The sequence below is a fragment of the Pseudomonas sp. 21 genome (assembly GCF_000955805.1).
Lineage (GTDB): Bacteria > Pseudomonadota > Gammaproteobacteria > Pseudomonadales > Pseudomonadaceae > Pseudomonas.
The window spans coordinates 456,967-483,229 of sequence record NZ_JYOA01000004.1 but is presented as its reverse complement, the minus strand read 5'-3'; the positions used below and the strand labels follow the sequence as shown (position 1 = coordinate 483,229).

Genomic DNA, 26,263 nt, shown 5'->3' with positions numbered 1-26,263 from the left:
GCATGGCCCGCTCCTACAGGTCAGCCCCGGTATGTCAGGGAGGGGAGCGGAATCGATGCGTGTCCTGGGCCGGAAACGACACCGCCCCGGCAGGGCGGGGCGGTGTCTGAAGCAACGGAAGAGTCAGCCAGCGTGCGCCAGTGGCTGCGCGTCGTATTCCTTGCGCACCTCGTACAGCACATCGAGGTTGTTGTGCTGCCAGGGGTGGAAGTCGGACTTGAAGAAGTCCATGTACTCGCGCAGCAGCGGGCGGAACACGCCGTGCTTGCCCCAGGTCCACTTGATGCCGTCGCGCCAGACGCGCCAGTTCCACAGCAGGCCGTCGACCTTGAGCATGTGCACCAGCCCGCGGAAGGTATCCAGCACGAAGAAGAAGGTCGCCATGCGCATCGCCCGGCGCAGCAGCTTGCGGCTGCCGCAGACCTGGTTGTAGACGTCGAAGGCCACTGCCTTGTGCTCGGTTTCCTCCAGCGCGTGCCAGCGCCACAGGCGCTGCATCACCGGGTCGGCTCCTTCCATGGTGCGCGGGTCGGTCAGCAGCCCGTTGGCCATGATCGCGGTGATGTGCTCCAGCGCGGCAGTCGCTGCCAGCTGGCGCCTGGCCGGGAATTTCTTCTGGGTGAAACGGATGCGCGCCTGGGCGCGCTTCTCGATGGCGGTGATGTCGTAGCCCTGGTCGCGCAGGCGCTGGCTGTAGGTCAGGTGCTCGCGGCTGTGGTGGCCTTCCTGGCCGATGAAGCCACGGATCTGCTCCTTGAGCACCGGGTCGCTGATCTGGTCGCGGAACTGCCGCACCGAGTCGATGAAGAAGCGTTCGCCGTCGGGAAAGAGCACCGACATGGCGTCGAACAGATGGGACTTGAAGGCGTCTCCGCCGTGCCAGTGGCGCGGCAGCGGATCGGGCAGATCGAAGTCCATGTGCCGGGGCTTGATCTCCAGTCCTGCAGGGGTGGTGCTGGCCATGGCGGCTCCATTGTTGTGGTTGTCCATGGTCATTACTCTGGGCTTGTAGGGAAAGCGTCACAAGGTTATTGTCTGCCAACTTTCCGGTCATATCCGGCCAGCGGTCACCATAAGAAAAACGATGAAACAACCGCTCAATTTCACCGCCGAACTGGTGCCCGTCGCCTATGCGCAGGCGCTTCTCGATCTTGCCGAAGAGCTGGGTGTGCCGCGCGTGCGCCTGTTCGAGCTGGCCCGCGTGCGCCCCGAGGTGCTGCAGAGCCCCAACGGCCGCCTGTCCTTCATCGACTTCCACCAGCTCTCCAGTACCGCCCTGGTGCACTGCAACGAGCCCGCCTTCGGCCTGTTGCTGGGGCAACGGCTGAACGTCTCCACCCACGGCATCCTCGGCTACGCGGTGCTGTCCAGCGCCAACCTGGGACGCGCCATCGCCTTCGCCCTGAAGTACTACCGCGTGCTCGGCCTGGCCTACGACCTGGAGATGGTGGAAGACGGCGGCGTCTCCTACCTGCGCGCCAGCGAGTCGCTTCCCCTCGGCCCCACCAGCCGTTTCGCCGCCGAAGGCCTGATGACCAGCCTGCACACCATCGCCCGCTTCCTGGTGGGGGAACCCTTGCAGGGTGTCAGCGTGGGCTTCGCCCATGTCGAGCCGGCCTACGTCGAGCGCTATGCCGAGGTGTTTGGCTGTGAGGTGCTGTTCGATCAGCCTTTCCACTTCATCGGCCTGCCCAGCGAATACCTGGTGCGGCCCATGGCGCTGGCCAACCCGGCCACGGTGCAGATGTGCGAACAGCAGTGCGAGGCGCTGCTGGCCACGCTTGATGTGCAGGAAGGCCTGCTGACCCGCATCCGCCGCCTGCTGCTGGCGCGCCCCGGCGAATTCCCCGACCTGGAAAGCGTGGCCGCCGACCTGCACACCAGCGGTCGCAGCCTGCGTCGACATCTTTCGAACCTGGGCACCACCTACCAGGAAGTGCTCGACGATGTACGCAAGCGCCTGGCCCTGCAATACCTCACCACGACCCACCTGCCGCTCTACGAGATCGCGCTGCTGCTGGGCTTCAACGACCCGTCGAACTTCCGCCGGGCGTTCCGCAAGTGGACTGGCAAGTTGCCCACGGATTACCGCCAGGGCGACTGAACGCGAACCCCATCGACTCGCCAGGGCAGGGCCGAATCGGCGAAAATACCCGCCGTGTTCTTCCGCAACCGAGCGAGTCTTCGATGAGCGAGCAGCCTGCCCTGATCCGCGAAACCTTCCCCGTCGGCCCCCTGCAGTGCAACTGCACCATCATCGGCGACCCGCTGACGAAGAAGGCCATCGTCGTCGATCCGGGTGGCGACCACGAACTCATCCTGCAGCGTCTCGACGCGCTGGGGCTGAAGGTGGTCAGCATCATCCACACCCACGCGCACCTGGACCACTTCCTCGCTTCCGGGCAGATGAAGGAGAAGACCGGCGCGACCCTGCACCTGCACAAGGACGACCAGTTCCTCTGGGATAACCTGGAGATGCAATGCCGCATGTTCGGCGTCCCCTATACTCCAGTGCCTTCGCCGGACCAGTGGCTGGCCGATGACGAGGAACTGGCCTGCGGCTGCGGCGTGGCGCTGCACACGCCGGGGCATACACCGGGTTCGATGAGCTTCTGGTTCCCCAGGGACAAACTGCTGATCGCCGGCGACACGCTGTTCCGTCGCAGCATCGGCCGCACCGACCTGTGGGGCGGCGACTACGCCACCATCGAGCGCTCGATCCGCGGCCGCCTGTACTCGCTGGACGAAGACGCGACCGTGGTCACCGGCCACGGCCCGGATACCAACCTGGGCGACGAGATGAGGGAGAATCCCTTCATCCGCGCTTAAGGTTGCTACGGAATTATTTGCACGACCTAAGCTCTAATCTGCCGCCCGCTAATGGGTGTTTCGCTATTTCGAGGAGTCATCCGACATGTTCACCGCACGTAGTCTGTCCATGGTCGCGGCTGCCACCGCCTTTGCCCTCATGGCCGGTTGCGCCTCCCAGAATCCCTATGACCCCAACACCCAGGCCCCGCCGGCCGAAGGCGGCATGAGCAAGACCGCCAAGTACGGTGCGCTGGGCGCGCTGGCCGGTGCCGTCGCCGGTGCCGCGATCAACCATGACAACCGTGGCAAGGGCGCGATGATCGGCGCCGCCGCCATCGGTGCCGCCGCCGCCGGCTACGGCTACTACGCCGACAAGCAGGAAGCCAAGCTGCGCCAGCAGATGCAGGGCACCGGTGTGCAGGTCGAGCGCCAGGGTGACGACATCAAGCTGATCATGCCGGGCAACATCACCTTCGCCACCGACTCGGCGAACATCGCGCCGTCCTTCTACACCCCGCTGAACAACCTGGCCAGCTCCTTCAAGGAGTTCAACCAGAACAGCATCGAGATCGTTGGCTACACCGACAGCACCGGCAGCCGCCAGCACAACATGGACCTGTCCCAGCGTCGTGCGCAGTCCGTTGCCACCTACCTGACCTCCCAGGGCGTCGACGGCACTCGCGTCAGCACCCGCGGCATGGGCCCGGACCAGCCGGTTGCCTCCAACGCCGACGCCAACGGCCGCGCGCAGAACCGCCGCGTGGAAGTGAACCTGAAGGCCCTGCCGAACGCGCAGACCCAGCAGTACCAGCAGTAAGCACCGCCCATGAAAAAGCCCGCCGATCGGCGGGCTTTTTCTTTGGCTCTTCGTAGGAGCGAGCTTGCTCGCGAACCGGAACCGCCCGGTGCCATGCGGTTCGCGAGCAAGCTCGCTCCTGCATGATGCAGGGTCAGGCCTTGGCCGGGAACTCGCGGTGCAGCTGGGCCAGCAACTGGTCCTTGCGTTCCCACAGCTGGTTCACCCACAGCTGGAACTCGGCGCGGTAGCCCTCGTCCTGGTCGTAGCTCTTGCCGATGAACTGGCGCGGGATCTCCAGCTCTTCGAAGCGCACCACCACCGAGCGCAGCTTGCCGGACATCAGGCACCAGAAGGTCGGGCGGCCGTCGGGGTAATGGATGGTGACGTTCACCAGGGTCTTGAGCTGCTCGCCCATGGCGTCGAGAACGAAGGCGATGCCGCCGGCCTTGGGCTTGAGCAGGTGCTGGAACGGCGAGGCCTGCTCGTCATGCTTGTCCTGGGTGAAGCGGGTGCCTTCGAGGAAGTTGAAGATCGACACCGGGATACGGCTGAACTTGGCGCACGCCTTGCGGGTGGTCTCCAGGTCCTTGCCTTTCTTCTCCGGGTACTTGGCCAGGTAGGCCTTGGTGTAGCGCTTCATGAAGGGGAAATCGAGCGCCCACCAGCACAGGCCGATGATCGGGACCCAGATCAGTTCCTGCTTGAGGAAGAAGCGCAGCAGCGGCACCCGGCGGTTCAGCTGGTACTGCAGGACGAGGATGTCGACCCAGCTCTGGTGGTTGCTGGTGACCAGGTAGGAGTGGTCGTAAACCAGACCTTGCAGGCCCTCGACGTTCCAGTGAGTGCTGCGCACCAGGTTCATCCAGCCCTTGTTGCAGGCGATCCAGCTTTCGGCGATCAGGCTCATGATCTTGCTGCAAGCGCTCTGCGCCGCGGCGAACGGCAGGACGATCTTGACCAGCGTCATGCCGAGCAGCAGCGTGGCCCAGCAAACGGTATTGAGGAACAGCAGCAGGCTCGCGATCACGCCGCGAACGACCGGGGGAAGGAAACTGAGCATCGAGGAAATCCTTATACGTAGGCGCCCGGTTGGCCGGGCGCGTGAAGCGTTCTCAAGGCACATCCTCGTGCCGGGGCGTTCAGCCCTGATCGTCCTTGCCGCTGTCCGCCTGGATCGCCGTCAGCGCGATGGTGTAGACGATGTCGTCCACCAGCGCCCCGCGTGACAGGTCGTTCACCGGTTTGCGCAGGCCCTGCAGCATCGGGCCGATGCTGACGCAGTCGGCGCTGCGCTGGACCGCCTTGTAGGTGGTGTTCCCGGTGTTCAGGTCGGGGAACACGAATACATTGGCGCGTCCTGCCACCTGGCTCTCGGGGGCCTTCAGGCGACCCACGCTGGCGATGGCGGCGGCATCATACTGCAAGGGGCCGTCAATCAACAGATCGGGGCGTTTTTCCCGCGCGATGCGCGTAGCTTCGCGGACTTTCTCGACATCTGCGCCGGTTCCGGACTCGCCGGTGGAGTAGCTGATCATCGCCACCCGCGGGGTGATGCCGAAGGCCTGCGCCGAGGCGGCACTCTGCAGGGCGATCTCCGCCAGGTCACTGGCCGAAGGATCGGGATTCACTGCGCAATCGCCATAGACCACCACCTGGTCGGGCAGCAGCATGAAGAACACCGAGGACACCAGGTTGTAGCCGGGCGCGGTCTTGATCAGTTGCAGGGCCGGGCGAATGGTGTTGGCGGTGGTGTGGATGGCGCCGGAGACCAGGCCGTCCACTTCATCCAGGGCGAGCATCATGGTGCCCAGCACCACGTTGTCTTCCAGTTGCTGCTCGGCCATCGGCGCGTTCAGGCTCTTGCCCTTGCGCAGCTCGACCATCGGCTCGACATAGCGGCTGCGCACCAGGTCCGGGTCGACCACTTCCAGGTCCTCGGGCAGCACGATGCCCAGCATCTGCGCCACGGCCTGCACATCGTCGGGCTTGGCCAGCAGTACGCAACGGGCGATACCGCGGGCGTGGCAGATGGCGGCGGCCTGCACAGTGCGCGGCTCGCTGCCCTCGGGCAGGACGATGCGCTTGCCGGCGCGGTTGGCGCGCTGGGTCAGCTGGTAGCGGAACACCGGCGGCGACAGGCGCAGTTCGTGGGGGGAGCCGCAGCGGTCCTTGAGCCATCCGAAGTCGATGTGCTCGGCGACGAACTCGGTGACGCGCTCGGCGCGTTCGCGGTCATCCACCGGGATTTCCTTGTTCATCCGCGACAGGTCGCCGGCGGTGTCGAAGGAACCGGTCTTCACCGTCAGCACCGGCAGGCCGCTCTGCAGCGCGCTGCGGCACAGCTCCATGATGCGCGCGTCCGGCATCAGGCCCGAGCACAGCAGCAGGCCGGCCAGCGGCACGCCGTTCATGGCGGCCAGGCAGGCGGCGAGGATGATGTCGTCGCGGTCGCCCGGCACCACCACCAGCACGCCGGGCTTGAGCAGGTGCACGGTGTTCGGTGCCGAGGGCGCGCAGAGGATGATCTTCTGCACGCGGCGTTGTTCGTAGTCGCCGGCGTTGAGCACGCTGGCGTCCAGCAGGTCGGCCACGTCGCGGGTGCGCGGGGCGTTCATCTCGTCCTGCCAGGGGATGCAGCCGAGCAGCCGGACGTCGCCGTCGCGCAGCAGCGGGGAATGTTCCTTCAGGCGCTCGCCGAACAGCCGCGCGGCTTCTTCGGCGTCTCGCGGCATGTCGTCGCTTTCGCCGCCACGCACCTTGTTCACGATCAGGCCGGCCAGGTGCGGGTCGCGCGGGCCGCCGAACAGCTGGGCGAGGATCTCGATGCGGTCGGACAGCTCGCTCACCGTCTCGTTGTCCGGCGCGGAGACGAGGATCACCTCGGCATCCACGCTGCGCGCCAGGTGCGCGTTGATGCGCGCGGCGTAGCTGGCGTGCTTGGTCGGGACCATGCCCTCGACGATCATCACGTCCTTGTCCACGGCGGCGTTGTTGTACATGCCGACGATGTCCTCGAGCAGTTCGTCGAGCAGGCCGTCCCCCAGCATGCGCTCGACCTTGGACAGCGACAGCGGGGTGGGCGCGTTGAGGCCGTGGGTGCGCGCAACCAGTTCGCTGGAGCGCTCCGGGCCGTCGTCCCCGGCGTGGGGCTGGGCGATGGGTTTGAAGAAGCCGACTTTCAGGCCGGCGCGTTGCAGGGCGCGGATCAGGCCCAGGCTGGTAGACGTCAGGCCGACACCGAAACCGGTCGGCGCGAGGAAGAAGGTGTGCATCCGGGCTCCTTAAGCCGTGCGGGAGTGGTCTGTGCCCTTGTGGGGCGCAACCGATGAATCTTCAGTCGAGGACAGCCAGGGTGTCGAGTGCGATCTGCTTCTCCTCGTTGGTCGGGATCACCAGCACGCGCGGGTGCCCGGCGAGGTGGATCGGCCCGCCGACGCCCCGTGTGCAGCGGGCGTTGGCCTCGCCGTCAAGTTCGAGGTTGAGCACGTGCAGGTGCTTGACCGTGAGGTTGCGCACCAGCGCGGAGTTCTCGCCGATGCCGCCCGTGAAGATGATGCCGTCCAGCCGCGGCAGCGCACAGGTCAGCGAGGCCAGGGACTTGGCCAATCGGTAACAGAATACTTCGATGGCCAGCGCCGCATTGGCGTGGCCCTGCTCGCGGGCGTGCTCCAGGGTGCGCATGTCGTTGGACAGCCCCGACAGGCCGAGCAGGCCGCTGTCGTGGTTGAGCATGTGGTCGATCTTTTCCAGGCTCCAGCCCAGGGTGCGCGCCAGGTGGCTGTGCAGGTTCGGGTCGACGTCCCCGGAACGGGTGCCCATCATCAGGCCTTCCAGCGGAGTCAGGCCCATGCTGGTGTCGCGGCTCTGGCCATTGGCGATGGCGCAGGTGGAGCTGCCGTTGCCCAGGTGCGCGGACAGCCAGTAGCTGTCGCCCACCGCCAGGCCGCTCATTTCCGCCGCCTTGTGGCTGACGTAGCGGTGGCTGGTGCCGTGGAAACCGTAGCGGCGCACATGCTGCTCGCGGTACAGCGGCTCGGGGATGGCGTAGCGGTAGGCGCGCTCGGGCAGGCTCTGGTGGAACGCGGTGTCGAACACGGCAATGTGCGGCAGGTCCGGGTAGAGCGCCATGGCGGCGTCGATGCCGACCAGGTTCGCCGGGTTGTGCAGCGGCGCCAGCGGCGAGGTCTCGCGGATGGCGCTGAGCACTTCGTCGGTCAGCCGCGAGGCCTGGGTGAAACGCTCGCCGCCGTGCACCACGCGGTGGCCGATGGCGTGCAACTCGCCCTGCGCAGCCTGGGCCACCAGCGGCAACAGGCGGGCGAGGGCGGCCTTGTGATCGCCCCCGGGTAGCTCCAGGGTCTGCGGTTGCTCGTCGGTCTCGCCCTGCCAGCGCAGGCTGGCGCCGTTGGAGCCGAGGCGCTCGGCCAGGCCATGGAGGATGAACTCTTCGCGCCCTTCTCGAACCAGGGCGAACTTGATCGAAGAACTGCCGCAGTTGATCACCAGGATATTGCGAGCCGGCATGCCTACTCCTTGTTGCTGTCGATGTCCTTGGCGCACCAGCCGCAGGGGAACAACCGGCCGATCTGCGCCATGCGCTGCTGCGGGTCCAGCACCCAGGGCCGCGACTGCCAGGGCGGCTGGTGGCGCAGATGCTGGGTGTGGCCGCAGGACAAGACTGCCACCCAGTGGCCGTCTTCGTCCTGATGAAAGTCAAGCAGGCGCGGCGGGGCCGCGTTGTCCCGTCCGTCCGTCTTCGGGTCGCATTCGGGGGCGTCGCCGCGTAAACTTACGCGCTCAACTTCTATATCAGATAGGTTTCGAACCATGCAGATCGCGGCCAACAAGGCGGTTTCCATCGACTATACCCTGACCAACGACGCGGGTGAGGTCATCGACAGCTCCGCCGGCGGCGCTCCGCTGGTCTACCTGCACGGTGCCCACAACATCATCGGCGGCCTGGAAAAGGCCCTGGAAGGCAAGCAGGTCGGTGACGAGCTGGACGTGACCGTCGAGCCGGCCGAAGCCTACGGCGAATACAGCGCCGAGCTGGTCGCCACCCTGACCCGTGAAATGTTCGAAGGCGTGGACGAGCTGGAAGTCGGCATGCAGTTCCATGCCTCCGCTCCGGACGGCGGCATGCAGATCGTCACCATCCGCGACATCGAAGGCGATGACGTGATCGTCGACGGCAACCACCCGCTGGCCGGCCAGCGCCTGAACTTCAAGGTGAAAGTGGTCGACATCCGCGACGCTTCCGCCGAAGAAGTCGCCCATGGCCACGTCCATGGCGAAGGTGGTCACCACCACTGATTGCTGTCATCCGGTCGGTCATCGACCGGGTGAAGCCATCATTGAGCTGCTACGCTCAATCGTGAAAGGCGCCTTCGGGCGCCTTTCTCATGCAACCTGATCTACTGCAACAAGGCCAGGGCATTTTTCCCGCATCGACTGGGATTGCGCAGCACGACGGACAGATTGTCCGCTCCCTGCGCGGGCACTTCGTGCCTACTTCTTCAAGGAGCAAGCAATGAGCGCTTTTCACGATCTGACGCTGCACGGTCTGGACGGCCAGGATCTGCCGCTGGCGCCGCTCAAGGGCAAGGTCGTGCTGGTGGTCAACGTCGCCTCGAAATGCGGCCTGACCCCGCAGTACGCCGCTCTGGAAAATATCTACCAGCAATACAAGGACCAAGGGTTCGTGGTACTGGGCCTGCCGTGCAACCAGTTCGCCGGGCAGGAGCCGGGCAGCGAATCCGAGATCCAGTCGTTCTGCTCGCTGAACTACGGGGTGAGCTTCCCCATGTCGGGCAAGCTCGAGGTCAACGGCTCCGAGCGCCACCCGCTGTACCGCCTGCTGGCGGGCGAGGGCGCCGAGTTCCCCGGCGACATCACCTGGAACTTCGAGAAATTCCTCCTCGGCCCGGATGGCCGCGTGCTGGCCCGTTTCAGCCCGCGCACCACACCGGATGATCCGGCGCTGATCCAGGCCATCGAGAAGGCGCTGGGCGCCTGATCTTCCCCGGCGGGAGAGGGCGCATGCGCCAATCCCGCCGGCATTTCTTCCCTTCGTCTTGTTCCGCGTGGTGCGCGGTGCGCTTAATCGGGCGACCTGCTTCCGGAGCCCGCCATGAGCCGTTTCGCCGCCGAGTCCGCCTGCCTGCCCGCCACCCCCGATGCCTTGCGCGCGTTGATCGAGCAACGCCGTGCGGTGCGCCGTTTTCTTGATGAACCGGTGCCGGACGCGGTGCTGCGCGACTGCCTGGAGCAGGCGGTGCTGGCGCCCAACGCGTGCAATTTGCAGCCCTGGAGCTTCCAGGTGATTCGTGACGCCCAGCTGCGGCGCCAACTGGTGCCGGTATGCCTGGGGCAGAATGCGGCGCGCACCGCGCCGGTGCTGATCGCCGTGCTGGCGCGGCCGGATACCTGGCGCGAGTCCTGTGCGGCCGTCCTCGAGCAGTGGCCCGAGCCGCAAGTGCCGGATAAGGTCCGGCAGTTCTATGAGCACACCGCGCCGTTCCAGTACAACCAGGGAACCTTTGGCCTGCGCGGCCTGTTCAAGCGCGCCCTCTACGGCGTGGTCGGTCTGCGCCGCGCGTTGATGCGCCAGCCCAACAGCCACGCCGAGATGCGCCTGTGGGCAGTGAAGTCGACCGCGTTGGCGGCGCAGAACCTGATGCTCGCCCTGCAGAGCCACGGCTACGCCACCTGCCCGCTGGAGGGCTTCGACGAGGTGCGGCTGCGCAAGGTGCTGCTGATTCCCCGGCACGCGGTACCGATCATGCTGCTGGCCGCTGGGCGGGCGGCCGACAACGGCGTCTACAACCCGCGCCTGCGCTTCCCGCTGGAACAGCGCGTCAGCTGGCACTGACCGCGTCGGGCCGTGTCAGCACGCCCATGCGCCCGCCGCCGAAGGACCAGTCGTCCGCGTCGCTGTGGGTGATCTGCACCATCACGTCTTCGCTGGCCATTCCCAGCCGCTCGCCCAGCAGCGCGTTCAGCCGGCGGTAGAACGCCTGCTTGGTCTGCGAGTCGCGTGGGCGGCCGATGGTGATGGCGATCAGCACGAAGTCGTCGCTGCGCGGCCCGCCGAGGTAGTGGCGGTTGAAGACGAACTCTTCGGCCTCGTGCTGGTGGATCATCACGAACTGGTCGCCTTCCGGCACGTTGAAGGCCTCGTGCATGGCGTCGTACACGGTGTCGGCGAGTTCGCGCAGGTACTCGGGTTGCTGGCCCTTGCGCAGGGAGATGCGGACGGTAGGCATGGCGCCGTTCCTCGATGAGTGATTGACGAGTCCAGGCTAGCGCGGCAAGTTTATTCGGAAAATCGGGAAATATTTGATCGATAGTTCGATTAATCAGGATAGTTGCCATGGCCCGCATCAACTTCGACCTGGACGTGCTGCGCACCTTCGTCACCGGCATCGAACTGGGCAGCTTCGCCCGCGCCGCGGATCGCCTGGGGCGTTCCACCTCCGCCGTCAGCGCGCAGTTGAAGAAGCTCGAAGAACAGGCCGGCACACCGGTATTGCGCCGTGAGGGGCGTGGCATGGTGCCGACCGAGGCGGGCGAGACGCTGCTGGCCTACGCCCGCCGCCTGCTGGAATTGAACGACGAAGCCGCCGGCGCCTTGCGTGGTGGTTCGCTGGAAGGCCGGGTGCGTCTCGGCCTGCAGGAAGACTTCGGCGAAACCCTGCTGCCCGCCGTGCTGGCGCGCTTTGCCCGCGCCCATCCCAGGGTGCGCATCGAAGTTCGCACGGCGCGCAACCAGCAGCTCATCGAAGGCGTGCGCAGCGGCGAACTGGACCTGGCGCTGGCCTGGGAAACCGGCGAACGCACGCCGCACATGGAGCGCATCGGTGCAGTGGCGCAATGCTGGATCGGCGCGCCGGACGCGCTCCCGTCGTCCGGCGCGGAGCCCTTGCCACTGGTGATGCTGGAGGCGCCGTGCCTGCTGCGCAGCGCGGCTACGGCAGCGCTGGACCGGGCCGGCATCGCCTGGCGCGTGGCCTTCACCAGCGCCGGGTTGTCCGGCATCTGGGCGGCGGTCGGCGCAGGGCTGGGCGTCGGCCTGCGCACGCCGATCGGCCTGCCGGCCAAGGTTGAACGGTTGGACGCCAAGCGCGCCGGGCTGCCGGAGATGGTGCCGCTGGGGTTGTGCCTGCACCGTAGCGAAGCTGAGCCGGAAGCGGTGGTGGAGCGCCTGCGTGAACTGTTGCAGGAGGGCGTCGCGGAACTGCTGGAAAGCCCGACGATTCGCTGATCCGCTTCTGAGGGAAAATCACTGCGATCAATGGTGCTGGAAAAAGCGAGACGACCGGTCATATTCTTGCGTCCATGAACAGCATCCGACTCGACAAGCGCGACCTGATCCTCGCCAAGGGCTCCCTGGCGATGACCCGCAGCGGTTACCACGGCACCGGCGTGCAGGACATCGTCCAGGCCGCCGGCATCCCCAAGGGTTCCTTCTATCACTACTTCGAGAGCAAGGAAGACTTCGCCCTGCAGGCCCTGGAGCACCTGTACGCGCCGCGCCTGGCCCGCTACGCCGAGGCGCTGGGCAACCCGGCACTGGGCCCGCGTGCACGTATCCTCACCTATTACCGCGAACTGCTGGCGCACTTCGCCCGCCAGGAGAAGCTCGAGTACCACTGCTTCATCGGCAGCCTGAGCTTCGAGATGGCCGAGCTGTCGCCGGCCATCGCCGAACGGGTCGACGGTATCCTCCAGCAGTCCATCGATACCCTGCGCGACTGCCTGGCCGACGCCCAGCGCGCTGGTGAACTGCCGGCAGCGGAGGACGCCGAGTCCCTCGCCGAGTTCATCGGCAACGCCTGGCAGGGCGTGCTGGCGCGAATGAAAGTCAGCGCCTCGCTCAAACCCGTGGAACGCTTTATCGAACGCCTGGAGCACCTGCTTCAGGCCTGATCTGCCTGAGTCATCATTTCCCTTCTTAAAAAACGAGACGACCGGTCGCCTGGTCGTCATGGAGACCTCAATGACCGCATCCGTAGACACCCTGTTCTCGCCCTTCCGCCTGGGCGGCCTGGAACTGCCCACGCGCATCGTGATGGCGCCGATGACCCGCAACTTCACCCCGGGCGGCGTACCCCACGCCCAGGTCGTCGAGTACTACCGTCGCCGCGCCGCCGCCGGCGTCGGCCTGATCGTCACCGAAGGCACCACGGTCAACCACAAGGCCGCCAACGGTTACCCGAACGTTCCGCGCTTCCATGGTGAAGACGCCCTGGCCGGCTGGAAGCAGGTGGTCGACGCCGTGCACGCCGAAGGCGGCAAGATCGTCCCGCAGCTGTGGCACGTCGGCGCCGTGCGCCGCCTGGGCACCGAGCCGGACGCCAGCGTTCCGGGCTATGGCCCCAGCGGCAAGGAAAAGGACGGCACTGTGCTGGTCCATGAGATGACCAGGGAAGACATCCAGGAAGTCATCGCCGCCTTCGCCCAGGCCGCCGTCGACGCCAAGTCCATCGGCATGGACGGCGTGGAAATCCACGGCGCCCACGGCTACCTGATCGACCAGTTCTTCTGGGACGGCAGCAACAAGCGCACCGACGAGTACGGCGGCAGCCTGGCCAACCGTTCGCGCTTCGCCATCGAGCTGATCCAGGCCGTGCGCGCGGCCGTCGGCCCGGACTACCCGATCATTTTCCGCTTCTCCCAGTGGAAGCAGCAGGACTACAGCGCCCGCCTGGTGCAGACCGCCGAAGAGCTGGAGGCCTTCCTCAAGCCGCTGTCGGATGCCGGCGTGGACATCTTCCACTGCTCCACCCGCCGCTTCTGGATTCCGGAATTCGACGGCTCCGACCTCAACCTGGCCGGCTGGACCCGCCAGCTCACCGGCAAGCCGACCATCACCGTCGGTAACGTCGGCCTGGATGGCAGCGAGTTCCTGGCCTTCTTCGGCAACACCGAGGAAGTCGCCCAGCCGTCGGGTATCGACGGGCTGCTGGAGCGCCTGAACAAGGAAGAGTTCGACCTGGTTGCCGTCGGCCGCGCCCTGCTGGTCGACCCGGACTGGGCGGTGAAAGTGCGTGACGGTCGCCTGGAGGACATCAAGCCCTTCAGCCGTGATGCGCTGATGTCGCTGGCCTGATTCGCCCGCGGCTGATCCCCAAAAGCCCCTGGCACCCACGGTGCCAGGGGCTTTCGCATTTCTGTAGGAGCGAGCTTGCTCGCGAACTGGCTCTGCTGTGGACTCGGTTCGCGAGCAAGCTCGCTCCTACAAGTGGTGCCCTTCTTATGATCGGTTATTGATTGCCTGAATGGTCTGAAAGCACTGTCCTAGGCGTTTACAAATCTTTTCCGAGACCCACCTTTCCGCATGCTGACTTCCCAGTCCGAAACGGGCAGAGTATGAACGCGTTCACACAACAATAGGCCGGGAGACGGCCATAGGAGTAAGTCATGCGGATCGGCTTGGTAGTCGATGCAACCTGCGACCTTCCCCCCGAATTCCTTGCTGCCCACAACATTCGCGTCCTCCCCATCGGTATCCGTGTGGGCGAGCGTCGCATCGTCGATGATCGCGATCCCGACACCACCCTGAAGTTCTATTCCCAGGACCTGCCCAAGGTTGGCCCCGAGGACGGCAGCGAACCGCTGACGCCGGCGCAGACCCACGACTGGTTCCTGGAAAAGCTGGTCACCGATTTCGACTACGTGATCTGCCTGACTGTCAGCAGCCAGCGCAGCCCGATCTTCGACAATGCCACCCAGGCCTCCTTCAGCCTCCTGCAGAGCTACAAGGAACGCCGCGCCGCCGCCGGCATCGCCGGGCCCTTCGCGTTGCGGGTGATCGACAGCCAGACCGTGTTCGCCGGCCTGGCCGTGCTGGCCGCCGAAGGCGTGCGCCTGCTCGGCGAAGACCAGCATCCCAACGCCGTGCGCACCCGCCTGGAACAGCTCAGCCAGCAGATGAACACCTTCCTGGTCGCCAGCGACCTGGGGCACATCCGCCGCCGTGGATTCCAGAAGGGCGACCGCAGCAGCATCGGCGACCGCCTGCGTGGCGCCTTCCTCGGCCTGGGTTCGATGCTCGACATGAAGCCGGTGCTGAGCCTGGTGCAGGGCGAGGACAAGCCCGTCTCGGTTTCGCCCAACTACGAGAAATCCGCCGAGCGCTTGCTCAACTTCGCCCGCGCGCGGGTCGAGGCGGGCGAGTTGCTGGCGCCGCAGATGAGCCTGAGCTATGCCGGCGATCCTTCCGCGCTGCGTGACCTGCCGGGCTTTGCCGCGCTGGAAGCGGCCTGCCAGGCCAAGGGCGTGCAGGTGCACCTGGCGATGCTCAGCCCCACCGGCGGCATCAACCTCGGCGCGGGCGCCATGAGCCTGTCCTTTGCCGCCGAGCCCAAGCCTTTCGCCTGACGGCTATTTGTGCGTCTCAGGGTGGCCCAGGCCGCCGGGGTTCTTCCCCGGCAGGCCCGCTCGGCAGGCTTCCTGCAGATAGCCCTCGAAACGCTCGACCACCGTGTCCCACGCCTGATGGATGGCGTGGTGGCGAGCGTTGAGGCGCACCCGGCGCAGCCGCTCCGGGTCGCCCAGCAGCCAGCTCGCCGCTTCGAAAAAGCTCTGGTCTTCCCCCGGCACGCCGAGCACGCCGTTGTGCCCGTGGCGAATGTGCTGGCCGGCGGCTGCCTGGTCGAAAGCCACCACCCCCAGTCCTGAAGCCAAGGCCTCCAGGACCACGTTGCCGAAGGTCTCCGACAGGCTGGGGAAGAGGAACAGGTCGCCGCTGGCGTAGTGTCGGGCCAGTTCCTCGCCACGCTGCAGGCCACAGAACACCGCTTCGGGCAGTTCCTTCTGCAAATGCGCGCGTTGCGGGCCGTCGCCGACTATCACCAGCCGGAGCTTGAGTTGCGGGTGGGCCGCGCACAGCGCGCGGAAGCTGCTGCCCAGCAGCGACAGATTTTTCTCCGCCGCCAGCCGGCCGACGTGCAGCACGGCGATGTCGCGCTCGCCCAGACCCCACTCGCGGCGCAGCGCTTCGTCGCGTCGGGTGGGGTTGAACAGTTTGCTGTCGACGCCGCGCGAGAGCTGCGCCAGGCGCTCGAAGCCGCGCCGTTGCAACTCCACGGACTGGCTGGCGCTGGGCACCAGGGTCTGCTGGGTGCGGTTGTGGAACCAGCGCAGGTACAGCGTCACCAGGCGCATCAGCGGGCCGAAGCCATAGTGCGTGCTGTACTGCTGGAAATTGGTGTGGAAGCCGCTGATCACCGGAATCCGCAGGCGCCGTGCGGCACGAAGGGCGGCGAGGCCGAGCGGACCTTCGGTGGCGATGTAGAGCACATCCGGGCGGGTGCTGTTCCAGTGGCGCAGCAACTTGTGCAGGCACGACTGGCCCCATTGCAGGCCAGGGTAGCCCGGCAGCGGCCAGCCACGGGTGAGCACGAGTTCGCCGTCGCTGTGACGGCCTTCGTCGCCCTGCTGGCGCGGCCGCACGACCTGGATCTGGTGTCCGAGGCGCAACAGCCCCGAGGCCAGCCGGCCAAGGGTGTTGGCCACGCCGTTGATTTCCGGCGGAAAGGTTTCGCTGATCAGCGCGATGCGCAGGGGAGTCGTGGTCATGCTCGCAGTGTCCCGGCGCGCGGTGGCGCGCCGATGACAAAGCGATGATCGATAGGTGACAGCCGCTCAGGTGTGGCGGCGGGTTACTTCACCAGCGCCTTTTCACCACCCTCGCGCACCCAGAACAGCACGGCGCCGGCCACGGCGGCAGGCATGGCGACCAGGTTGACCACCGGGATCAGCAGCGCCAGGTAGGTGATGCCACCGAAGCCCATGCAGGCCCAGCGCTTGCTGCGCAGCCAGGCAAGCATCTCGTTCCAGCCCAGCTTGTGGTTGTCCGCCGGATAGTCGATGTACTGCACGGCCATCATCCACACGCCGAAAATCAGCCACAGCGGTGCGGCGATCAGGTTCAGGCCGGGGATCAGGCTGAGGATGAACAGGGCGATGGCGCGCGGCAGGAAGTAGCCGAGCTTGCGCAGCTCGCGGCCGATGGTGCGCGGCACCATGGCCATCAGCTCGGCCCAGCTGAATTCGGGGAAGTCGTCGGTGCCACGGACCACCACCTCGACCTTTTCCGCGAGGAAGCCGTTGAAGGGCGCGGCGATGATGTTGGCGATCATGGTGAAGGTGAAGAACACGATCAGCAGCACCAGCGCCACGAACAGCGGCCAGAGGATGAACTGCAGGAAGCTCAGCCAGTCCGGCAGGCTGGGCATCAGCCAATCGACCCAGTGGCTGAACTGGTTGATGGCGAAGCCGATCAGGCCGACGAACAGCAGGATGTTGATGCTCAGGGGCAGCAGGACGAACAGCCGCAGGCCGGGGCGCATCATCAGTTTCAGGCCTTCGCTGAGGTATTGCGGGCCGCTCAGGGTGGACATCGGACTCTCCAGGGTTGAACCGTAGGCGACCTTAGCAGACCCGGCGAACGGCCGGCGAGCCGTCTGTTTTGCCGGGTATGTGTTCGCAGGCCGTCGCTCAGGCGGCGGTGTAGCGATAGCAGCGGTTGCGTTCCTGCTTGGCCTGGTACATGGCGATGTCGGCGGCGCGGGTGAGGGCGTCGGCCTCGGCGGCGTCCTGCGGGTAGAAGGCGATGCCGATGCTGGGGGTGACGAAGTCGATGACCTGGCCGCCCAGGCGGTATTCGGCGCCGAGTACGCCCAGCAGGCGCATCCCCAGGGCTTCGGCCTGATCCGGCTGGGCATTTTCCAGCAGTACGGCGAATTCGTCGCCGCCCAGGCGGAAGGCCTGGTCCGGCTGGCGCAGGCTGCCGCGCATGCGCTCGCCGACCGTGCTGAGCAGCGCATCGCCGATGGCGTGGCCGAAGCGGTCATTGACCTGCTTGAAGCGGTCCAGGTCGATGTACAGCAGGGCCACCCGATTGCTGTGCACGATGGCGCGCTGCAACTGCTCGTTGAAGGCCTTGCGGTTGCCCAGTGCGGTCAGCGTGTCTCGATACGCGAGGTCGATCAGTTGTTTCTGGTAGGCCACCTGGTCGCTGATGTCGCGCAGGATGCCGCGGAAGCCCTGGAATTCACCCTGGCCGTCGCGGATCGCCGAGAGCCGCGTTTCGCAGCTCACCAGCCGCCCGTCGCGGCGCTTGAAGGGGGCGGAGAAGGTGGTTTCCTGCTCGTCGTCGCGGACCTTGTCGTACAGGCTCTGGGCGCGGTGATAGTCATCCTCCTGCAGGAGGATGCCGAAGTGCTGGCCGCTGAGCTGGTCGGCGGCATAGTCGAGCATCCGGCACAGTGCTGGGTTGACGGTGCGGATGATGCCCCGGGTGTCCATCTCGAAGTAGCCGTCGCGGATGGCATCGAGGATCGCCCGGTCGCGCGCCTCGCTCTGCTCCAGACGGTCGAGCGTACGGTTCATCTCGCTGGCCAGTTGGCCCAGTTCGTCCTTCCCCTGCGGGCTCAGGCGCGAGGGTGTGTCGTCCTGGCCGATGGCCGCGACCTCGCGGTTCATGCTGGTGACGCGGCGGATGATGCGGAATTCCAGAGCCACGTAGGCCAGCAGGGTGGCGCCGCCGAGCAGCGCCAGCGTCAGGTAGAGGAACAGGCGCACGGACTGTTGGCCCTGCTGGTAAAGCGGCCGCGGACTGGTGAGCTCCAGGCGCAGTTGCGGGTGACCGCGGGAGTCGAGATAGAGCAGCGACATCTGCTGGCTGTTCTCGTCCAGCAGGTGCCGCGGGCTGAGCAGGGTGGCGCCGCGCCCGGTGGGGATGTTCAGCGTGCGCCAGTCGTTGCCTTTCACCTCGTCCTGCACCAGGCGCAGACTCGCGCCCATCTGGGTCTGCAGGTTGTACATGCGGGCACTGTCGAGCAGCACGCCGGCGATGACCACACCGGCCGGCTCGGCGGTTCCGGCGGTGTTGCTGATGGGGTAGCTGAGGAGCAGCTGGGGTATGCCTTCGATCTGCAGCAACTGGTCGAGGCTGTGGCGCGGATTGCCGTCGATCTGCAGGGCCCCCAGGTCCAGCGCGGTACGCAGGATGCCGTCGCGCAGCCGGGCGGTGTCGGGCACTTTCTGGCCGGGGAAGCGCTCGGACAGTTCGTCGAGCTTCCATTGCTGGGCGAGGATATGTCCGTCACGGTCGACGAAAAGCACGTAGTCGAAGCCGAGGATGCCCAGCAGGTCCTGGTCGAGGTTGTCCTCGACGAAGCGCGCTTGCGGCACGCGCATGAACTGGTAGCTGGCGTCCCACCAGGCGTAGCTGTGGACGATGTCGAGGTTGCGCTGCTTCTCGTAGGCGATGCGGTTGTGGACGATGCGCACCTCGTCGGCCAGGCGCTGGCGGTCCCCGCGGTCGAAGCGGTCGAGCAGGATCATGTCCGACAGCAGCCAGACCCCTGCGAGGCTCGCGATGAACAGGGGCAGGCACAGCCATAGCAGGCGGGCGCGAAGGTTCATGGTGATACGGGTGACCTTTGGTTTCTTGAGTCTAGCCATCCAGGCAATGGGTGCCCGCTGCATAGGGTCAGCCTATGGAGGGCATTGAGATTGGGCATTTCAGCAGGACGCGGCGGCGGCGGTAAGCTGCGCGCCATCTGCTATCGAACGAGTTCGAGGGTCGATCCGCAGCTCCCTGACTTATCTCAAGGGGCGAAGGACGACTGCGGAAATCCCTGACTTATCTCAAGGGATTACCGGCGTTCTGCAGGACAATGCGAATTGTGACTTGGGTCACACCGCATTGCCCACGGTCTCCGGGCCATGCGGATCGCGCAAGAAACTTTTACGTGGAGCTGCCGCCCTCCCAACCTTCCCCCTGGTGCTTTGGCAGCTCCCTTTTCTTTGCCCGACTCACTTCACTGAGCACTGGAGGCTGTCATGTCCGATCGTCACGCGCGGGTCATCATTCTGGGTTCCGGCCCTGCCGGCTACAGCGCCGCGGTCTATGCCGCCCGCGCCAACCTCAAGCCGCTGCTGATCACCGGCATGCAGGCCGGCGGCCAGCTGACCACCACTACCGAGGTCGACAACTGGCCGGGCGACCCCCATGGCCTGACCGGCCCGGCGTTGATGCAGCGCATGCAGGAACACGCCGAGCGCTTCGAGACCGAGATCGTTTTCGACCATATCCACGGCGTGGACCTGGCTGGCAAGCCGTTCGTACTCAAGGGCGACAGCGGCACCTACACCGCCGATGCGCTGATCATCGCCACCGGCGCCAGCGCGCGTTACCTGGGCCTGCCCTCGGAAGAGAGCTTCATGGGCAAGGGTGTATCCGCCTGCGCCACCTGCGACGGTTTCTTCTACCGCAACCGCGAAGTGGCGGTGGTCGGTGGCGGCAACACCGCCGTGGAAGAGGCCCTGTACCTGGCCAATATCGCCAGCAAGGTCACCCTGGTGCACCGCCGCGAAAGCTTCCGTGCCGAGAAGATCCTGCAGGACAAGCTGCGTGCGCGAGTCGCCGAAGGCAAGATCGAACTGCGCCTGAATGCCCAGGTGGAGGAAGTGCTGGGCGACGACATGGGGGTCACCGGTGTGCGCCTGCGCCACAACGATGGCGAGGCTTCCGAACTGAAGGTGGATGGCCTGTTCGTCGCCATCGGCCACACGCCGAACACCTCGTTGTTCGAAGGTCAGCTTGAGCTGAAGGACGGCTATCTGGTGGTCAACGGCAGCCGCGACGGCAACGCCACCGCGACCAATATCCCTGGTGTCTTCGCCGCCGGCGACGTGGCCGACCACGTCTACCGCCAGGCGATCACCTCCGCCGGCGCCGGCTGCATGGCCGCACTGGATGTGGAGCGTTATCTGGATTCCCTGTAACGGCCCGAAGAGCCGGCGTGCAGGAAGGGGCCCCGCTTGGCGGGGCCTTTTTCTGTGCGGTGCTTTTCGTAGGAGCGAGCTTGCTCGCGAACCTGCAAGGCAGGGTGCCAAGCGGTTCGCGAGCANGCTCGCTCCTACAGGTCGGCATCACACAGCCGAGTGATGCGAGCGCCCAAGAAAAAGCCCCGCCGAAGCGGGGCTTTTTCATCGAGCCGGGTGGCTTCAGCCGCGGCGCGACAGCGGCTGGCGCTCGAAGTTGACGCCGGCCAGGCCGGTGGTCTGCAACGCACGGATGTTGGCGTGGTCAGTGCCTTCGGGGTGCTCGCGCACGGCGCGGTAGTGCTCGCCGAACGCCAGCAGCGACTCTTCCTGGCTCAGACCTTCGAGAATCGCGAAACCCAGTGTCTTGCAGGAGCCTTCGTTCTGCCCGGCGGGGTTTTCCACACTGCCGTTGGTGAAGGCGCTGGGGGTGTAGCTGTAGTGCTCGGCGATGTACGCCAGGGTGTCGGTGAACAGGTGCTGCTCGCTGCGCAGGCGCACGCGAAAATCGGTGAGGGTCATCAAGGCAAACTCTTAGTGTTTCTTCGCGTTATCGAAGGCCGTCTGCTGGGCAGGGGTCGCTTCCGTCTGGTACTTGGCCTTCCATTCGGCGTAAGGCATGCCGTAGATCTCTTCGCGGGCCTGGTCCGGGCTGACTTCCAGGCCCATGTCGTCGGCCGCTGCCTTGTACCACTTGGACAGGCAGTTGCGGCAGAACCCGGCAAGATTCATCAGATCGATGTTCTGCACGTCCTTGCGGGTACGCAGGTGCTGCACCAGGGTGCGGAACGCGGCGGCTTCAAGTTCCGTGCGCTGCTCGTCGGTCAGGTTCATCGGCTCGGTCATGGCAGGTCTCTCAACAAGGGCGCATCGGAGGCGCATGGCGGGGCTGGCGAGATTCTAAGAGGCGGGCGATCTGCCAGCAACGCCCATTGGCCGACTGGCACGGCCGTGCAGGGTGGCGGCAGGGCGATTTCGCGGCTCAGCGCTGGGCCGCCAGGGCGATCGATACCGACTCGGCGAAGCGCAGCGCGTGGGGCTTGTCCACCTCCACCTCGGCGTAGTGCACGGCCGGGTTGGCCATGACCAGGTCGAGCAGCTCCTGGGTCAGGCGTTCGAGGAGGGCGAAGCGGTTTTCCTCGACGTGGGCGATGATCGCCTTGGTGATGGTGCGGTAGTTCAGCGCATGCTCGATGTCGTTGACCTGCACCGCATCGCCGGCGGGGTAGAGGATGGTGAGGTTGATCAGCACATCCTGCTTGTTGAGGATCTCCTCCTCCTTGATGCCGATGTAGGTGCGCACGCGCAGATCCTTGACCCGGATTCGCGCCATGCCCGGCTCCAGTTGCGTCATTTCACTTGCTCCGTCCGATCAGTTGCAGGAATTCCTGGCGGGTATTGGTGGAGGCGCGGAAGGCGCCGAGCATCACCGAGGTGTTCATCACCGAGTTCTGCTTCTCCACTCCGCGCATCATCATGCACATGTGCTGCGCCTCGATCACCACCGCCACACCGGCGGCGTTGGTGACCTGCTGGACTGCCTCGGCGATCTGCCGGGTCAGGCTTTCCTGGATCTGCAGGCGGCGCGCGAACATGTCGACGATGCGCGCGACCTTCGACAGGCCCAGCACCTTGCCGGTGGGAATGTACGCCACATGGGCCTTGCCGATGAAGGGCAGCAGGTGATGTTCGCACAGCGAGTAGAGCTCGATGTCCTTGACGATGACCATTTCGTCATTGTCCGAGGCGAACAGCGCGCCGTTGACGATTTCGTCCAGCGTCTGCCCATAGCCGTGGCAGAGGTACTGCATGGCCTTGGCCGCGCGCTTGGGAGTGTCCAGCAGGCCTTCGCGGGTCGGGTCTTCGCCGAGCCCCTTGAGAATCTCACGGTAGTGGTGAGACATGTCTTCGATCATGGTGGGAGTTCCTCGCGTCCGCGCCGGGCGGGTCATTTGAGGTGCCGGCCGCCGTTGACGGTGAGGGTAGTGCCGGTCACATAAGGGCTGTCGAGCAGGTAGCGCACGCTCTGGTAGATCACGTCCGGGCCGGGCTCGATGCCCATGGCGGATTTGGCCAGGGTGCGGGCGCGGTAGGCGTCGTCGTCGCCTTCGTTGAACAGGATCAGTGCCGGCGCGATGCCGTTGACCTTGATGCGCGGCGCAAGGCTCGCGGCGAAGGACAGGGTGAGGTTGTCCAGGCCGGCCTTGCTGGCGCAATAGGCGATGCGGTTGGCGCTGCCCTTGCGGGCGACGTCGTCGGAGAGGTGGATGATGTCCGCCGGGGCGCCGCGCTCGGCGGCGTCACGTTCGAGCAGTGCTTCGCAGCGCAGGTTGATCAGGTAGGGCGCGAGCATGTGCACGCGGAACAGCGTTTCGAAGGCCTGGGCGTCGCCGCCAGGTGTTTCGGCGATCCACGCCGAGGCGTTGTGGATGATCGCGCGCAGCCGGTCGGTGCGGGATTTCAGCTCGTCGATGAAGGCGAGGATGCCGGCTTCGTCGCCCAGTTCGGCGTGCAGGCAGGTGGCGCCCAGCTCCCGCAGTTCGGCGATGCCGGGCTTTTCCTGGCGATAGGTCGCGATGACCGGCTGGCCGTCCTGCAGCAGGCGCTTGGCGCAGTGCAGGCCGATGCGCTGGCTGGCGCCGGTGATCAGGATGGGGGCTGGGGTCTGGCCCATGCGCGCCTCGCGAAAATCCACTTCAGGGAGCGCCGCGGCGGACAATGTCCGAGCGGCCGGGTAGGGCAAAACTATACCAGCCCCGGCGAGGTGCGGCACGGATGGGGCATAATGGGCGGCCTTGTCTTGCCTTGTGGGAGTGAACATGAAAGTCGCCATCGTGTCCGGTTCGGTCTACGGCACCGCCGAAGAAGTCGCGCGCCATGCCAAGCGTCTGCTCGAAGCTGCCGGCTTCGAGGCCTGGTACGACCCGCGTGCCACCCTGGACGCCATGCTCGAGTTCGCCCCGGAAGCCTTCCTGGTGGTGACCGCCACCACCGGCATGGGTGACCTGCCCGACAGCTTCCAGCCGCTGTTCCACGCCATCCGCGACCGCCTGCCCGCTGACTGGCGTGGCCGCCCGGGCGCCGTGCTGGCGCTGGGCGATTCCAGCTACGGCGATACCTACTGTGGTGGCGGTGAGCAGGTGCGCGAACTGTACGCCGAACTGGGCGTGCAGGAAGTGGTGCCGATGCTGCGCCTGGACGGTAGCGAGACGGTGGACCAGGAGACCGACTCCGAGCCGTGGCTGGCCGAATTCATCGCCGCGCTGAAGGCCTGATGCATCCGCGCGCCCGCTTCCTGATCGATACTTTGCAGCTCGCCCCGCACCCCGAGGGCGGCTTCTACCGGCGGGTGTTCGAATCGAGCCGGGTGGGTGCCGATGGTCGGCCGCAATCGTCGGCCATCCTCTTCCTCCTGCCTGCCGGCACCGTCAGCCGCTGGCACCGCGTGGACGCCGACGAGCTCTGGCATTTTCACGAAGGCAGCGCGTTGGAGTTGCTGATTGCCGAGCGGCCGGAGGCAGAAGTGCGCAGGGAGATGCTCGGCCCGGTGGGCGAGGGCTGTCTGCCGCAACGTGCCGTGCCTGCCCACGCCTGGCAGGCGGCGCGTTGCCGGGGGGATTACGTGCTGGTGGGCTGCACGGTTTCGCCGGCCTTCGAGTTCGCCGGTTTCCAGTTGCTGGCCGACGATATCCAGGCGCAGCAGGAGTGGCCGCGCCTCATGGAAGGGTTCACTGATCTGATCTGAGGGGACAAGGATGATCCCGGTACCGCTGTTTTCCACGACCTTGCTGGTCGTTCTCGGGGTTTCCTCGCTCGCGGTGCTGGCACTGCTGATCGGGTTGCTGGTGCTGGCGCTGTTCCGCTCCGCGCGGCAGTGGTGGGGGCGGCATCGTGTCCTCTCCTGGAGCCTGCTGGTGGTGTTGCTGATACTGTGTTTTCCACAGGCCTACATGGCTTACGTCTGGCATGTGGTTGGCGAGGAAATGCAGCAGGAAGCAGCAGTCCGTCACCCGACGCTCACCGAGCCTGCGCACATCCGTGGCCTCGAGGTGCCGGCCGGCACGCGCTTGTCGTTGCCCGGCTCCCACGACTGGCAGGCGGCCGAAGAGGTGGAGTTCCCGTCGCCGACGCTGATTCACGGGGTTCCCGCGCTTGCCGTGCGCTTCAGCTCCACCTGGGACGAGCAGGCGCCTGCCGGTAGCTCGGTGGAGTTGCCGGTCCACGAGTTGCGCATAGCCGCGCCGGCCACGGTCGATGGTTGGCACTGTAGCCCGCAGGCACCTCTGCGCCTGGCGGTGAGGGCGGAGTCGGAAGTCCTGCTGATGGGCTGCCAGGTCGCGGCGGGCAATCGCGTTGCCGACCTGGATATTCCGCCGGGTAGCGAACTGCTGCGTTACACCACGACTTACGGCGATGGTCTGCGTGACCCGAACGTCTGGCGCATCGACGTCCACGCGCCGCTGCAACTGGCGCAGCTACCGCTGTCGGGCGTCACGCTGCTGCTGGACCGCGAGCGCAAGCTGTTCGGCTTCGAGAGCGCCAACCTGGCGCGGGATTTCACCCTCGGCGAGATCAGCTATCCCGCCGGGACGCAGCTGCAGTCGGTCAACCGCACCCTGCGCGACCGCGCTCCGGGCGCCTGGCTGTTCACGCCCGTGGACGGCAAGGCGGCACTGCATGCGGACGGCAGGACGATTCCCGAAGGCATGACGGTCGTCCAGCAGCCTGACGGCCGCGTCGAAGGCGAGTTGCCCAACGAGCGGGCTGGTGTATTCGTCTTTGACACCTTCGATTTTTCGCCGGACGACTCGGGTTCGTAAGCCAGCCTACTCCTCGTTCGCGGGATGCAGCGGCATCTCGACCATCAGGGTCAGCCAGGCCTTCGCCGCATTCGACAGGTAGGCGTCGCGCCGCCAGATGAAGCTGATGTCCCAGCGCAGGTCCGGCTGGCTCAACAGCACGCGGACCAGGCCCGGTCGCTCCAGGTCCTTCGCCACTACGCGCGGCAGCAGCACCGCGCCCTGGCCGGCAGCGACCAGCGCGCCGAGGAAGTCCGCCTGGCCGCTGCGGCCGCCTTCCTTCGGCTCGAAGCCGGCTTCGCGGCAGGCGCGCAGCAGGCGGTCGTTGAGGGTGAAGCTCTGTTGGTAGAGCAGGAAGGGCGTGTCGGAAAGCTCTGCCAGCTCCAGGCTTTCGCGCCCGGCCAGCGGGTGCCCGGCGGGCAGCAGCACGTCCAGGGGCTCGTTGCAGAACGGTTGCCAGTCGAAGCCGGGCTCGTCCGGCGTGAGGCCGCCGCCCAATTCCAGTTCGCCGCTGCGGACCATTTCCTCCATGGTCTTGCTGCCGCCCTCGATCAGGTGCACGTCGATGTTCGGGTAGCGCCGCCGGTACTCGGCGAAGCGCCCGGCGAACAGAGCGTCGGCCCCCAGCAGCGGTAAGCCAAGGCGCAGCTCGCCGCGGTGCAGGTGCGTGAGGTCGTCCAGCTCGGTATGCAGTTCGCGGCGCAGGCGCAGCATGTCCTCGGCGCGGCGCAGCACCACTTCGCCGGCGGCGGTCAGGCGGATGTGCGGGCCGCTGCGTTCCAGCAGTTGTACGCGCAGGCTCTGCTCCAGCTGCGCGACCTGCTTGCTCACCGCGGATTGGCTGGCGTTCAGATACACCGCCGCCTGGGTGAAACTACCGTGGCGCACGACTTCGGCGAAGGTGCGCAGCTGCTTGAATTCCATTATGGAATGGCTCCGATTCGATCTATTCGCTTTGGGGATGATAGGCGTGGGCGTAGGCTTTGCGCCATTCCCAACCGCTTTCTTCACCCGC

At 66.1% G+C, this 26,263-nt stretch carries 29 protein-coding genes; 14 read left to right on the top strand and 15 right to left on the bottom strand.

Translation table 11 applies throughout. The annotated features are described in order from the left end of the window. Nucleotides 1-123: 123 nt before the first annotated feature. Nucleotides 124-963, bottom strand: a complete 840-nt coding sequence (locus UB43_RS11895; protein WP_045211328.1) for a metal-dependent hydrolase — start codon at nucleotides 961-963, stop codon at nucleotides 124-126. Between the two features lie 121 nt (nucleotides 964-1,084). On the opposite strand from UB43_RS11895, the gene UB43_RS11890 reads away from it, so the two are divergent. From UB43_RS11890 to UB43_RS11880, 3 genes are all read left to right on the top strand, one after another. After that, on the top strand, nucleotides 1,085-2,104 hold the full coding sequence (locus UB43_RS11890; protein ID WP_045210917.1) for an AraC family transcriptional regulator: 1,020 nt from the start codon (nucleotides 1,085-1,087) through the stop codon (nucleotides 2,102-2,104). 83 nt (nucleotides 2,105-2,187) lie between these two features. Further along, on the top strand, nucleotides 2,188-2,829 hold the full coding sequence (locus UB43_RS11885) for an MBL fold metallo-hydrolase (RefSeq protein ID WP_045210915.1): 642 nt from the start codon (nucleotides 2,188-2,190) through the stop codon (nucleotides 2,827-2,829). Nucleotides 2,830-2,914: 85 nt separating this feature from the next. Beyond that, a complete protein-coding gene (locus tag UB43_RS11880) occupies nucleotides 2,915-3,628 on the top strand; it encodes an OmpA family protein (protein WP_045210912.1) in 714 nt (237 codons plus the stop codon). Nucleotides 3,629-3,761: 133 nt separating this feature from the next. On the opposite strand, the gene UB43_RS11875 is transcribed toward UB43_RS11880, so the two are convergent. The 4 genes from UB43_RS11875 to UB43_RS11860 all read right to left on the bottom strand — a co-directional run bounded on the left by UB43_RS11875 (nucleotide 3,762) and on the right by UB43_RS11860 (nucleotide 8,469). Then, the gene (locus tag UB43_RS11875; RefSeq protein ID WP_045210909.1) at nucleotides 3,762-4,670 is read right to left on the bottom strand and encodes an acyltransferase; all 909 of its coding nucleotides are present in this window, start codon (nucleotides 4,668-4,670) and stop codon (nucleotides 3,762-3,764) included. Between the two features lie 79 nt (nucleotides 4,671-4,749). Continuing rightward, complete coding sequence (gene pta, locus UB43_RS11870) at nucleotides 4,750-6,882, bottom strand: phosphate acetyltransferase (RefSeq protein WP_045210907.1); 2,133 nt, start codon at nucleotides 6,880-6,882, stop codon at nucleotides 4,750-4,752. 61 nt (nucleotides 6,883-6,943) lie between these two features. Then, nucleotides 6,944-8,134: an acetate kinase gene (locus UB43_RS11865; RefSeq protein WP_045210904.1), complete on the bottom strand. Its 1,191-nt coding sequence runs from the start codon at nucleotides 8,132-8,134 to the stop codon at nucleotides 6,944-6,946. Nucleotides 8,135-8,136: 2 nt separating this feature from the next. Next, the gene (locus tag UB43_RS11860; RefSeq protein ID WP_082085830.1) at nucleotides 8,137-8,469 is read right to left on the bottom strand and encodes a DUF3565 domain-containing protein; all 333 of its coding nucleotides are present in this window, start codon (nucleotides 8,467-8,469) and stop codon (nucleotides 8,137-8,139) included. On the opposite strand from UB43_RS11860, the gene UB43_RS11855 reads away from it, so the two are divergent. From UB43_RS11855 to UB43_RS11845, 3 genes are all read left to right on the top strand, one after another. Further along, nucleotides 8,438-8,923: a peptidylprolyl isomerase gene (locus tag UB43_RS11855; RefSeq protein ID WP_045210898.1), complete on the top strand. Its 486-nt coding sequence runs from the start codon at nucleotides 8,438-8,440 to the stop codon at nucleotides 8,921-8,923. The two genes, UB43_RS11860 and UB43_RS11855, sit on opposite strands and share 32 nt — an antisense overlap. A 217-nt stretch (nucleotides 8,924-9,140) precedes the next feature. Next, nucleotides 9,141-9,626 (top strand): glutathione peroxidase, encoded by a 486-nt coding sequence (locus UB43_RS11850; protein WP_045210896.1) that lies wholly within the window; start codon nucleotides 9,141-9,143, stop codon nucleotides 9,624-9,626. Nucleotides 9,627-9,740: 114 nt separating this feature from the next. After that, entirely contained in the window at nucleotides 9,741-10,481 is a 741-nt protein-coding gene (locus UB43_RS11845; RefSeq protein WP_045210894.1) for a nitroreductase family protein, read from the top strand. Here UB43_RS11845 and UB43_RS11840 read toward each other — a convergent pair. Next, nucleotides 10,468-10,875 (bottom strand): tautomerase family protein, encoded by a 408-nt coding sequence (locus tag UB43_RS11840; protein ID WP_045210891.1) that lies wholly within the window; start codon nucleotides 10,873-10,875, stop codon nucleotides 10,468-10,470. The two genes, UB43_RS11845 and UB43_RS11840, sit on opposite strands and share 14 nt — an antisense overlap. Nucleotides 10,876-10,982: 107 nt before the next feature. On the opposite strand from UB43_RS11840, the gene UB43_RS11835 reads away from it, so the two are divergent. From UB43_RS11835 to UB43_RS11820, 4 genes are all read left to right on the top strand, one after another. Continuing rightward, nucleotides 10,983-11,873: a LysR substrate-binding domain-containing protein gene (locus UB43_RS11835; protein ID WP_045210889.1), complete on the top strand. Its 891-nt coding sequence runs from the start codon at nucleotides 10,983-10,985 to the stop codon at nucleotides 11,871-11,873. A 74-nt stretch (nucleotides 11,874-11,947) separates the two neighbouring features. Continuing rightward, nucleotides 11,948-12,538 (top strand): TetR/AcrR family transcriptional regulator, encoded by a 591-nt coding sequence (locus tag UB43_RS11830; protein WP_045210886.1) that lies wholly within the window; start codon nucleotides 11,948-11,950, stop codon nucleotides 12,536-12,538. A gap of 70 nt (nucleotides 12,539-12,608) precedes the next feature. Continuing rightward, entirely contained in the window at nucleotides 12,609-13,721 is a 1,113-nt protein-coding gene (locus tag UB43_RS11825; RefSeq protein WP_045210884.1) for an NADH:flavin oxidoreductase, read from the top strand. A 311-nt stretch (nucleotides 13,722-14,032) separates the two neighbouring features. Then, nucleotides 14,033-14,992: a DegV family protein gene (locus UB43_RS11820; protein WP_045210882.1), complete on the top strand. Its 960-nt coding sequence runs from the start codon at nucleotides 14,033-14,035 to the stop codon at nucleotides 14,990-14,992. 3 nt (nucleotides 14,993-14,995) lie between these two features. On the opposite strand, the gene UB43_RS11815 is transcribed toward UB43_RS11820, so the two are convergent. The 3 genes from UB43_RS11815 to UB43_RS11805 form a co-directional block, all read right to left on the bottom strand. Continuing rightward, nucleotides 14,996-16,192 (bottom strand): glycosyltransferase family 1 protein, encoded by a 1,197-nt coding sequence (locus UB43_RS11815; RefSeq protein WP_045210880.1) that lies wholly within the window; start codon nucleotides 16,190-16,192, stop codon nucleotides 14,996-14,998. Nucleotides 16,193-16,275: 83 nt separating this feature from the next. Beyond that, a complete protein-coding gene (gene cysZ / locus UB43_RS11810) occupies nucleotides 16,276-17,016 on the bottom strand; it encodes a sulfate transporter CysZ (protein WP_045210877.1) in 741 nt (246 codons plus the stop codon). 97 nt (nucleotides 17,017-17,113) lie between these two features. Continuing rightward, nucleotides 17,114-19,045 carry a diguanylate cyclase domain-containing protein gene (locus UB43_RS11805; protein ID WP_045210875.1) on the bottom strand — a complete coding sequence of 644 codons (1,932 nt, stop codon included), beginning with the start codon at nucleotides 19,043-19,045 and terminating at the stop codon, nucleotides 17,114-17,116. Nucleotides 19,046-19,465: 420 nt separating this feature from the next. Between UB43_RS11805 and trxB the strand changes: the two genes are divergently transcribed. Then, nucleotides 19,466-20,410: a thioredoxin-disulfide reductase gene (gene trxB, locus UB43_RS11800; protein ID WP_045210872.1), complete on the top strand. Its 945-nt coding sequence runs from the start codon at nucleotides 19,466-19,468 to the stop codon at nucleotides 20,408-20,410. Between the two features lie 222 nt (nucleotides 20,411-20,632). Here trxB and UB43_RS11795 read toward each other — a convergent pair whose 3' ends face one another. From UB43_RS11795 to folM, 5 genes are all read right to left on the bottom strand, one after another. Next, nucleotides 20,633-20,971, bottom strand: coding sequence for a HopJ type III effector protein (locus UB43_RS11795; RefSeq protein ID WP_045210870.1), 339 nt, complete (start codon nucleotides 20,969-20,971; stop codon nucleotides 20,633-20,635). Between the two features lie 12 nt (nucleotides 20,972-20,983). Beyond that, the gene (locus UB43_RS11790) at nucleotides 20,984-21,295 is read right to left on the bottom strand and encodes a DUF1244 domain-containing protein (RefSeq protein ID WP_045210867.1); all 312 of its coding nucleotides are present in this window, start codon (nucleotides 21,293-21,295) and stop codon (nucleotides 20,984-20,986) included. A 136-nt stretch (nucleotides 21,296-21,431) separates the two neighbouring features. Continuing rightward, nucleotides 21,432-21,803, bottom strand: a complete 372-nt coding sequence (gene folX, locus UB43_RS11785; protein WP_045210865.1) for a dihydroneopterin triphosphate 2'-epimerase — start codon at nucleotides 21,801-21,803, stop codon at nucleotides 21,432-21,434. Nucleotide 21,804: 1 nt separating this feature from the next. Beyond that, nucleotides 21,805-22,365: a GTP cyclohydrolase I FolE gene (gene folE / locus UB43_RS11780; RefSeq protein WP_045210862.1), complete on the bottom strand. Its 561-nt coding sequence runs from the start codon at nucleotides 22,363-22,365 to the stop codon at nucleotides 21,805-21,807. Between the two features lie 32 nt (nucleotides 22,366-22,397). Continuing rightward, complete coding sequence (gene folM / locus UB43_RS11775) at nucleotides 22,398-23,123, bottom strand: dihydromonapterin reductase (RefSeq protein ID WP_045210860.1); 726 nt, start codon at nucleotides 23,121-23,123, stop codon at nucleotides 22,398-22,400. Nucleotides 23,124-23,268: 145 nt separating this feature from the next. Here folM and UB43_RS11770 point away from each other — a divergent pair, with 145 nt between their 5' ends. From UB43_RS11770 to UB43_RS11760, 3 genes are read left to right on the top strand one after another with little or no spacing between them, the layout of a single operon-like run. Beyond that, on the top strand, nucleotides 23,269-23,724 hold the full coding sequence (locus UB43_RS11770) for a flavodoxin (RefSeq protein WP_045210857.1): 456 nt from the start codon (nucleotides 23,269-23,271) through the stop codon (nucleotides 23,722-23,724). Next, nucleotides 23,724-24,194, top strand: coding sequence for a cupin domain-containing protein (locus tag UB43_RS11765; protein ID WP_045210854.1), 471 nt, complete (start codon nucleotides 23,724-23,726; stop codon nucleotides 24,192-24,194). Before UB43_RS11770 ends, UB43_RS11765 begins: the two co-directional genes overlap by 1 nt. A 10-nt stretch (nucleotides 24,195-24,204) precedes the next feature. Further along, on the top strand, nucleotides 24,205-25,269 hold the full coding sequence (locus UB43_RS11760) for a hypothetical protein (RefSeq protein WP_045210852.1): 1,065 nt from the start codon (nucleotides 24,205-24,207) through the stop codon (nucleotides 25,267-25,269). A gap of 6 nt (nucleotides 25,270-25,275) precedes the next feature. Here UB43_RS11760 and UB43_RS11755 read toward each other — a convergent pair whose 3' ends face one another. Then, complete coding sequence (locus UB43_RS11755) at nucleotides 25,276-26,172, bottom strand: LysR family transcriptional regulator (protein ID WP_045210850.1); 897 nt, start codon at nucleotides 26,170-26,172, stop codon at nucleotides 25,276-25,278. Nucleotides 26,173-26,263 lie beyond the last annotated feature (91 nt).

Coding starts and splice junctions, on each gene's coding strand:
- UB43_RS11875 (WP_045210909.1), bottom strand. CDS start 4,670: ATGCTCAGTTTCCTTCCCCCGGTCGTTCGCGGCGTGATCGCGAGCCTG.
- UB43_RS11895 (WP_045211328.1), bottom strand. CDS start 963: ATGGCCAGCACCACCCCTGCAGGACTGGAGATCAAGCCCCGGCACATG.
- UB43_RS11880 (WP_045210912.1), top strand. CDS start 2,915: ATGTTCACCGCACGTAGTCTGTCCATGGTCGCGGCTGCCACCGCCTTT.
- UB43_RS11830 (WP_045210886.1), top strand. CDS start 11,948: ATGAACAGCATCCGACTCGACAAGCGCGACCTGATCCTCGCCAAGGGC.
- UB43_RS11850 (WP_045210896.1), top strand. CDS start 9,141: ATGAGCGCTTTTCACGATCTGACGCTGCACGGTCTGGACGGCCAGGAT.
- UB43_RS11755 (WP_045210850.1), bottom strand. CDS start 26,172: ATGGAATTCAAGCAGCTGCGCACCTTCGCCGAAGTCGTGCGCCACGGT.
- UB43_RS11855 (WP_045210898.1), top strand. CDS start 8,438: ATGCAGATCGCGGCCAACAAGGCGGTTTCCATCGACTATACCCTGACC.
- UB43_RS11865 (WP_045210904.1), bottom strand. CDS start 8,134: ATGCCGGCTCGCAATATCCTGGTGATCAACTGCGGCAGTTCTTCGATC.
- UB43_RS11770 (WP_045210857.1), top strand. CDS start 23,269: ATGAAAGTCGCCATCGTGTCCGGTTCGGTCTACGGCACCGCCGAAGAA.
- folM (WP_045210860.1), bottom strand. CDS start 23,123: ATGGGCCAGACCCCAGCCCCCATCCTGATCACCGGCGCCAGCCAGCGC.
- UB43_RS11845 (WP_045210894.1), top strand. CDS start 9,741: ATGAGCCGTTTCGCCGCCGAGTCCGCCTGCCTGCCCGCCACCCCCGAT.
- pta (WP_045210907.1), bottom strand. CDS start 6,882: ATGCACACCTTCTTCCTCGCGCCGACCGGTTTCGGTGTCGGCCTGACG.
- UB43_RS11765 (WP_045210854.1), top strand. CDS start 23,724: ATGCATCCGCGCGCCCGCTTCCTGATCGATACTTTGCAGCTCGCCCCG.
- UB43_RS11820 (WP_045210882.1), top strand. CDS start 14,033: ATGCGGATCGGCTTGGTAGTCGATGCAACCTGCGACCTTCCCCCCGAA.
- cysZ (WP_045210877.1), bottom strand. CDS start 17,016: ATGTCCACCCTGAGCGGCCCGCAATACCTCAGCGAAGGCCTGAAACTG.
- UB43_RS11860 (WP_082085830.1), bottom strand. CDS start 8,469: ATGGAAACCGCCTTGTTGGCCGCGATCTGCATGGTTCGAAACCTATCT.
- UB43_RS11840 (WP_045210891.1), bottom strand. CDS start 10,875: ATGCCTACCGTCCGCATCTCCCTGCGCAAGGGCCAGCAACCCGAGTAC.
- folE (WP_045210862.1), bottom strand. CDS start 22,365: ATGATCGAAGACATGTCTCACCACTACCGTGAGATTCTCAAGGGGCTC.
- UB43_RS11835 (WP_045210889.1), top strand. CDS start 10,983: ATGGCCCGCATCAACTTCGACCTGGACGTGCTGCGCACCTTCGTCACC.
- UB43_RS11885 (WP_045210915.1), top strand. CDS start 2,188: ATGAGCGAGCAGCCTGCCCTGATCCGCGAAACCTTCCCCGTCGGCCCC.
- folX (WP_045210865.1), bottom strand. CDS start 21,803: ATGACGCAACTGGAGCCGGGCATGGCGCGAATCCGGGTCAAGGATCTG.
- UB43_RS11805 (WP_045210875.1), bottom strand. CDS start 19,045: ATGAACCTTCGCGCCCGCCTGCTATGGCTGTGCCTGCCCCTGTTCATC.
- UB43_RS11790 (WP_045210867.1), bottom strand. CDS start 21,295: ATGACCGAGCCGATGAACCTGACCGACGAGCAGCGCACGGAACTTGAA.
- UB43_RS11795 (WP_045210870.1), bottom strand. CDS start 20,971: ATGACCCTCACCGATTTTCGCGTGCGCCTGCGCAGCGAGCAGCACCTG.
- trxB (WP_045210872.1), top strand. CDS start 19,466: ATGTCCGATCGTCACGCGCGGGTCATCATTCTGGGTTCCGGCCCTGCC.
- UB43_RS11825 (WP_045210884.1), top strand. CDS start 12,609: ATGACCGCATCCGTAGACACCCTGTTCTCGCCCTTCCGCCTGGGCGGC.
- UB43_RS11815 (WP_045210880.1), bottom strand. CDS start 16,192: ATGACCACGACTCCCCTGCGCATCGCGCTGATCAGCGAAACCTTTCCG.
- UB43_RS11760 (WP_045210852.1), top strand. CDS start 24,205: ATGATCCCGGTACCGCTGTTTTCCACGACCTTGCTGGTCGTTCTCGGG.
- UB43_RS11890 (WP_045210917.1), top strand. CDS start 1,085: ATGAAACAACCGCTCAATTTCACCGCCGAACTGGTGCCCGTCGCCTAT.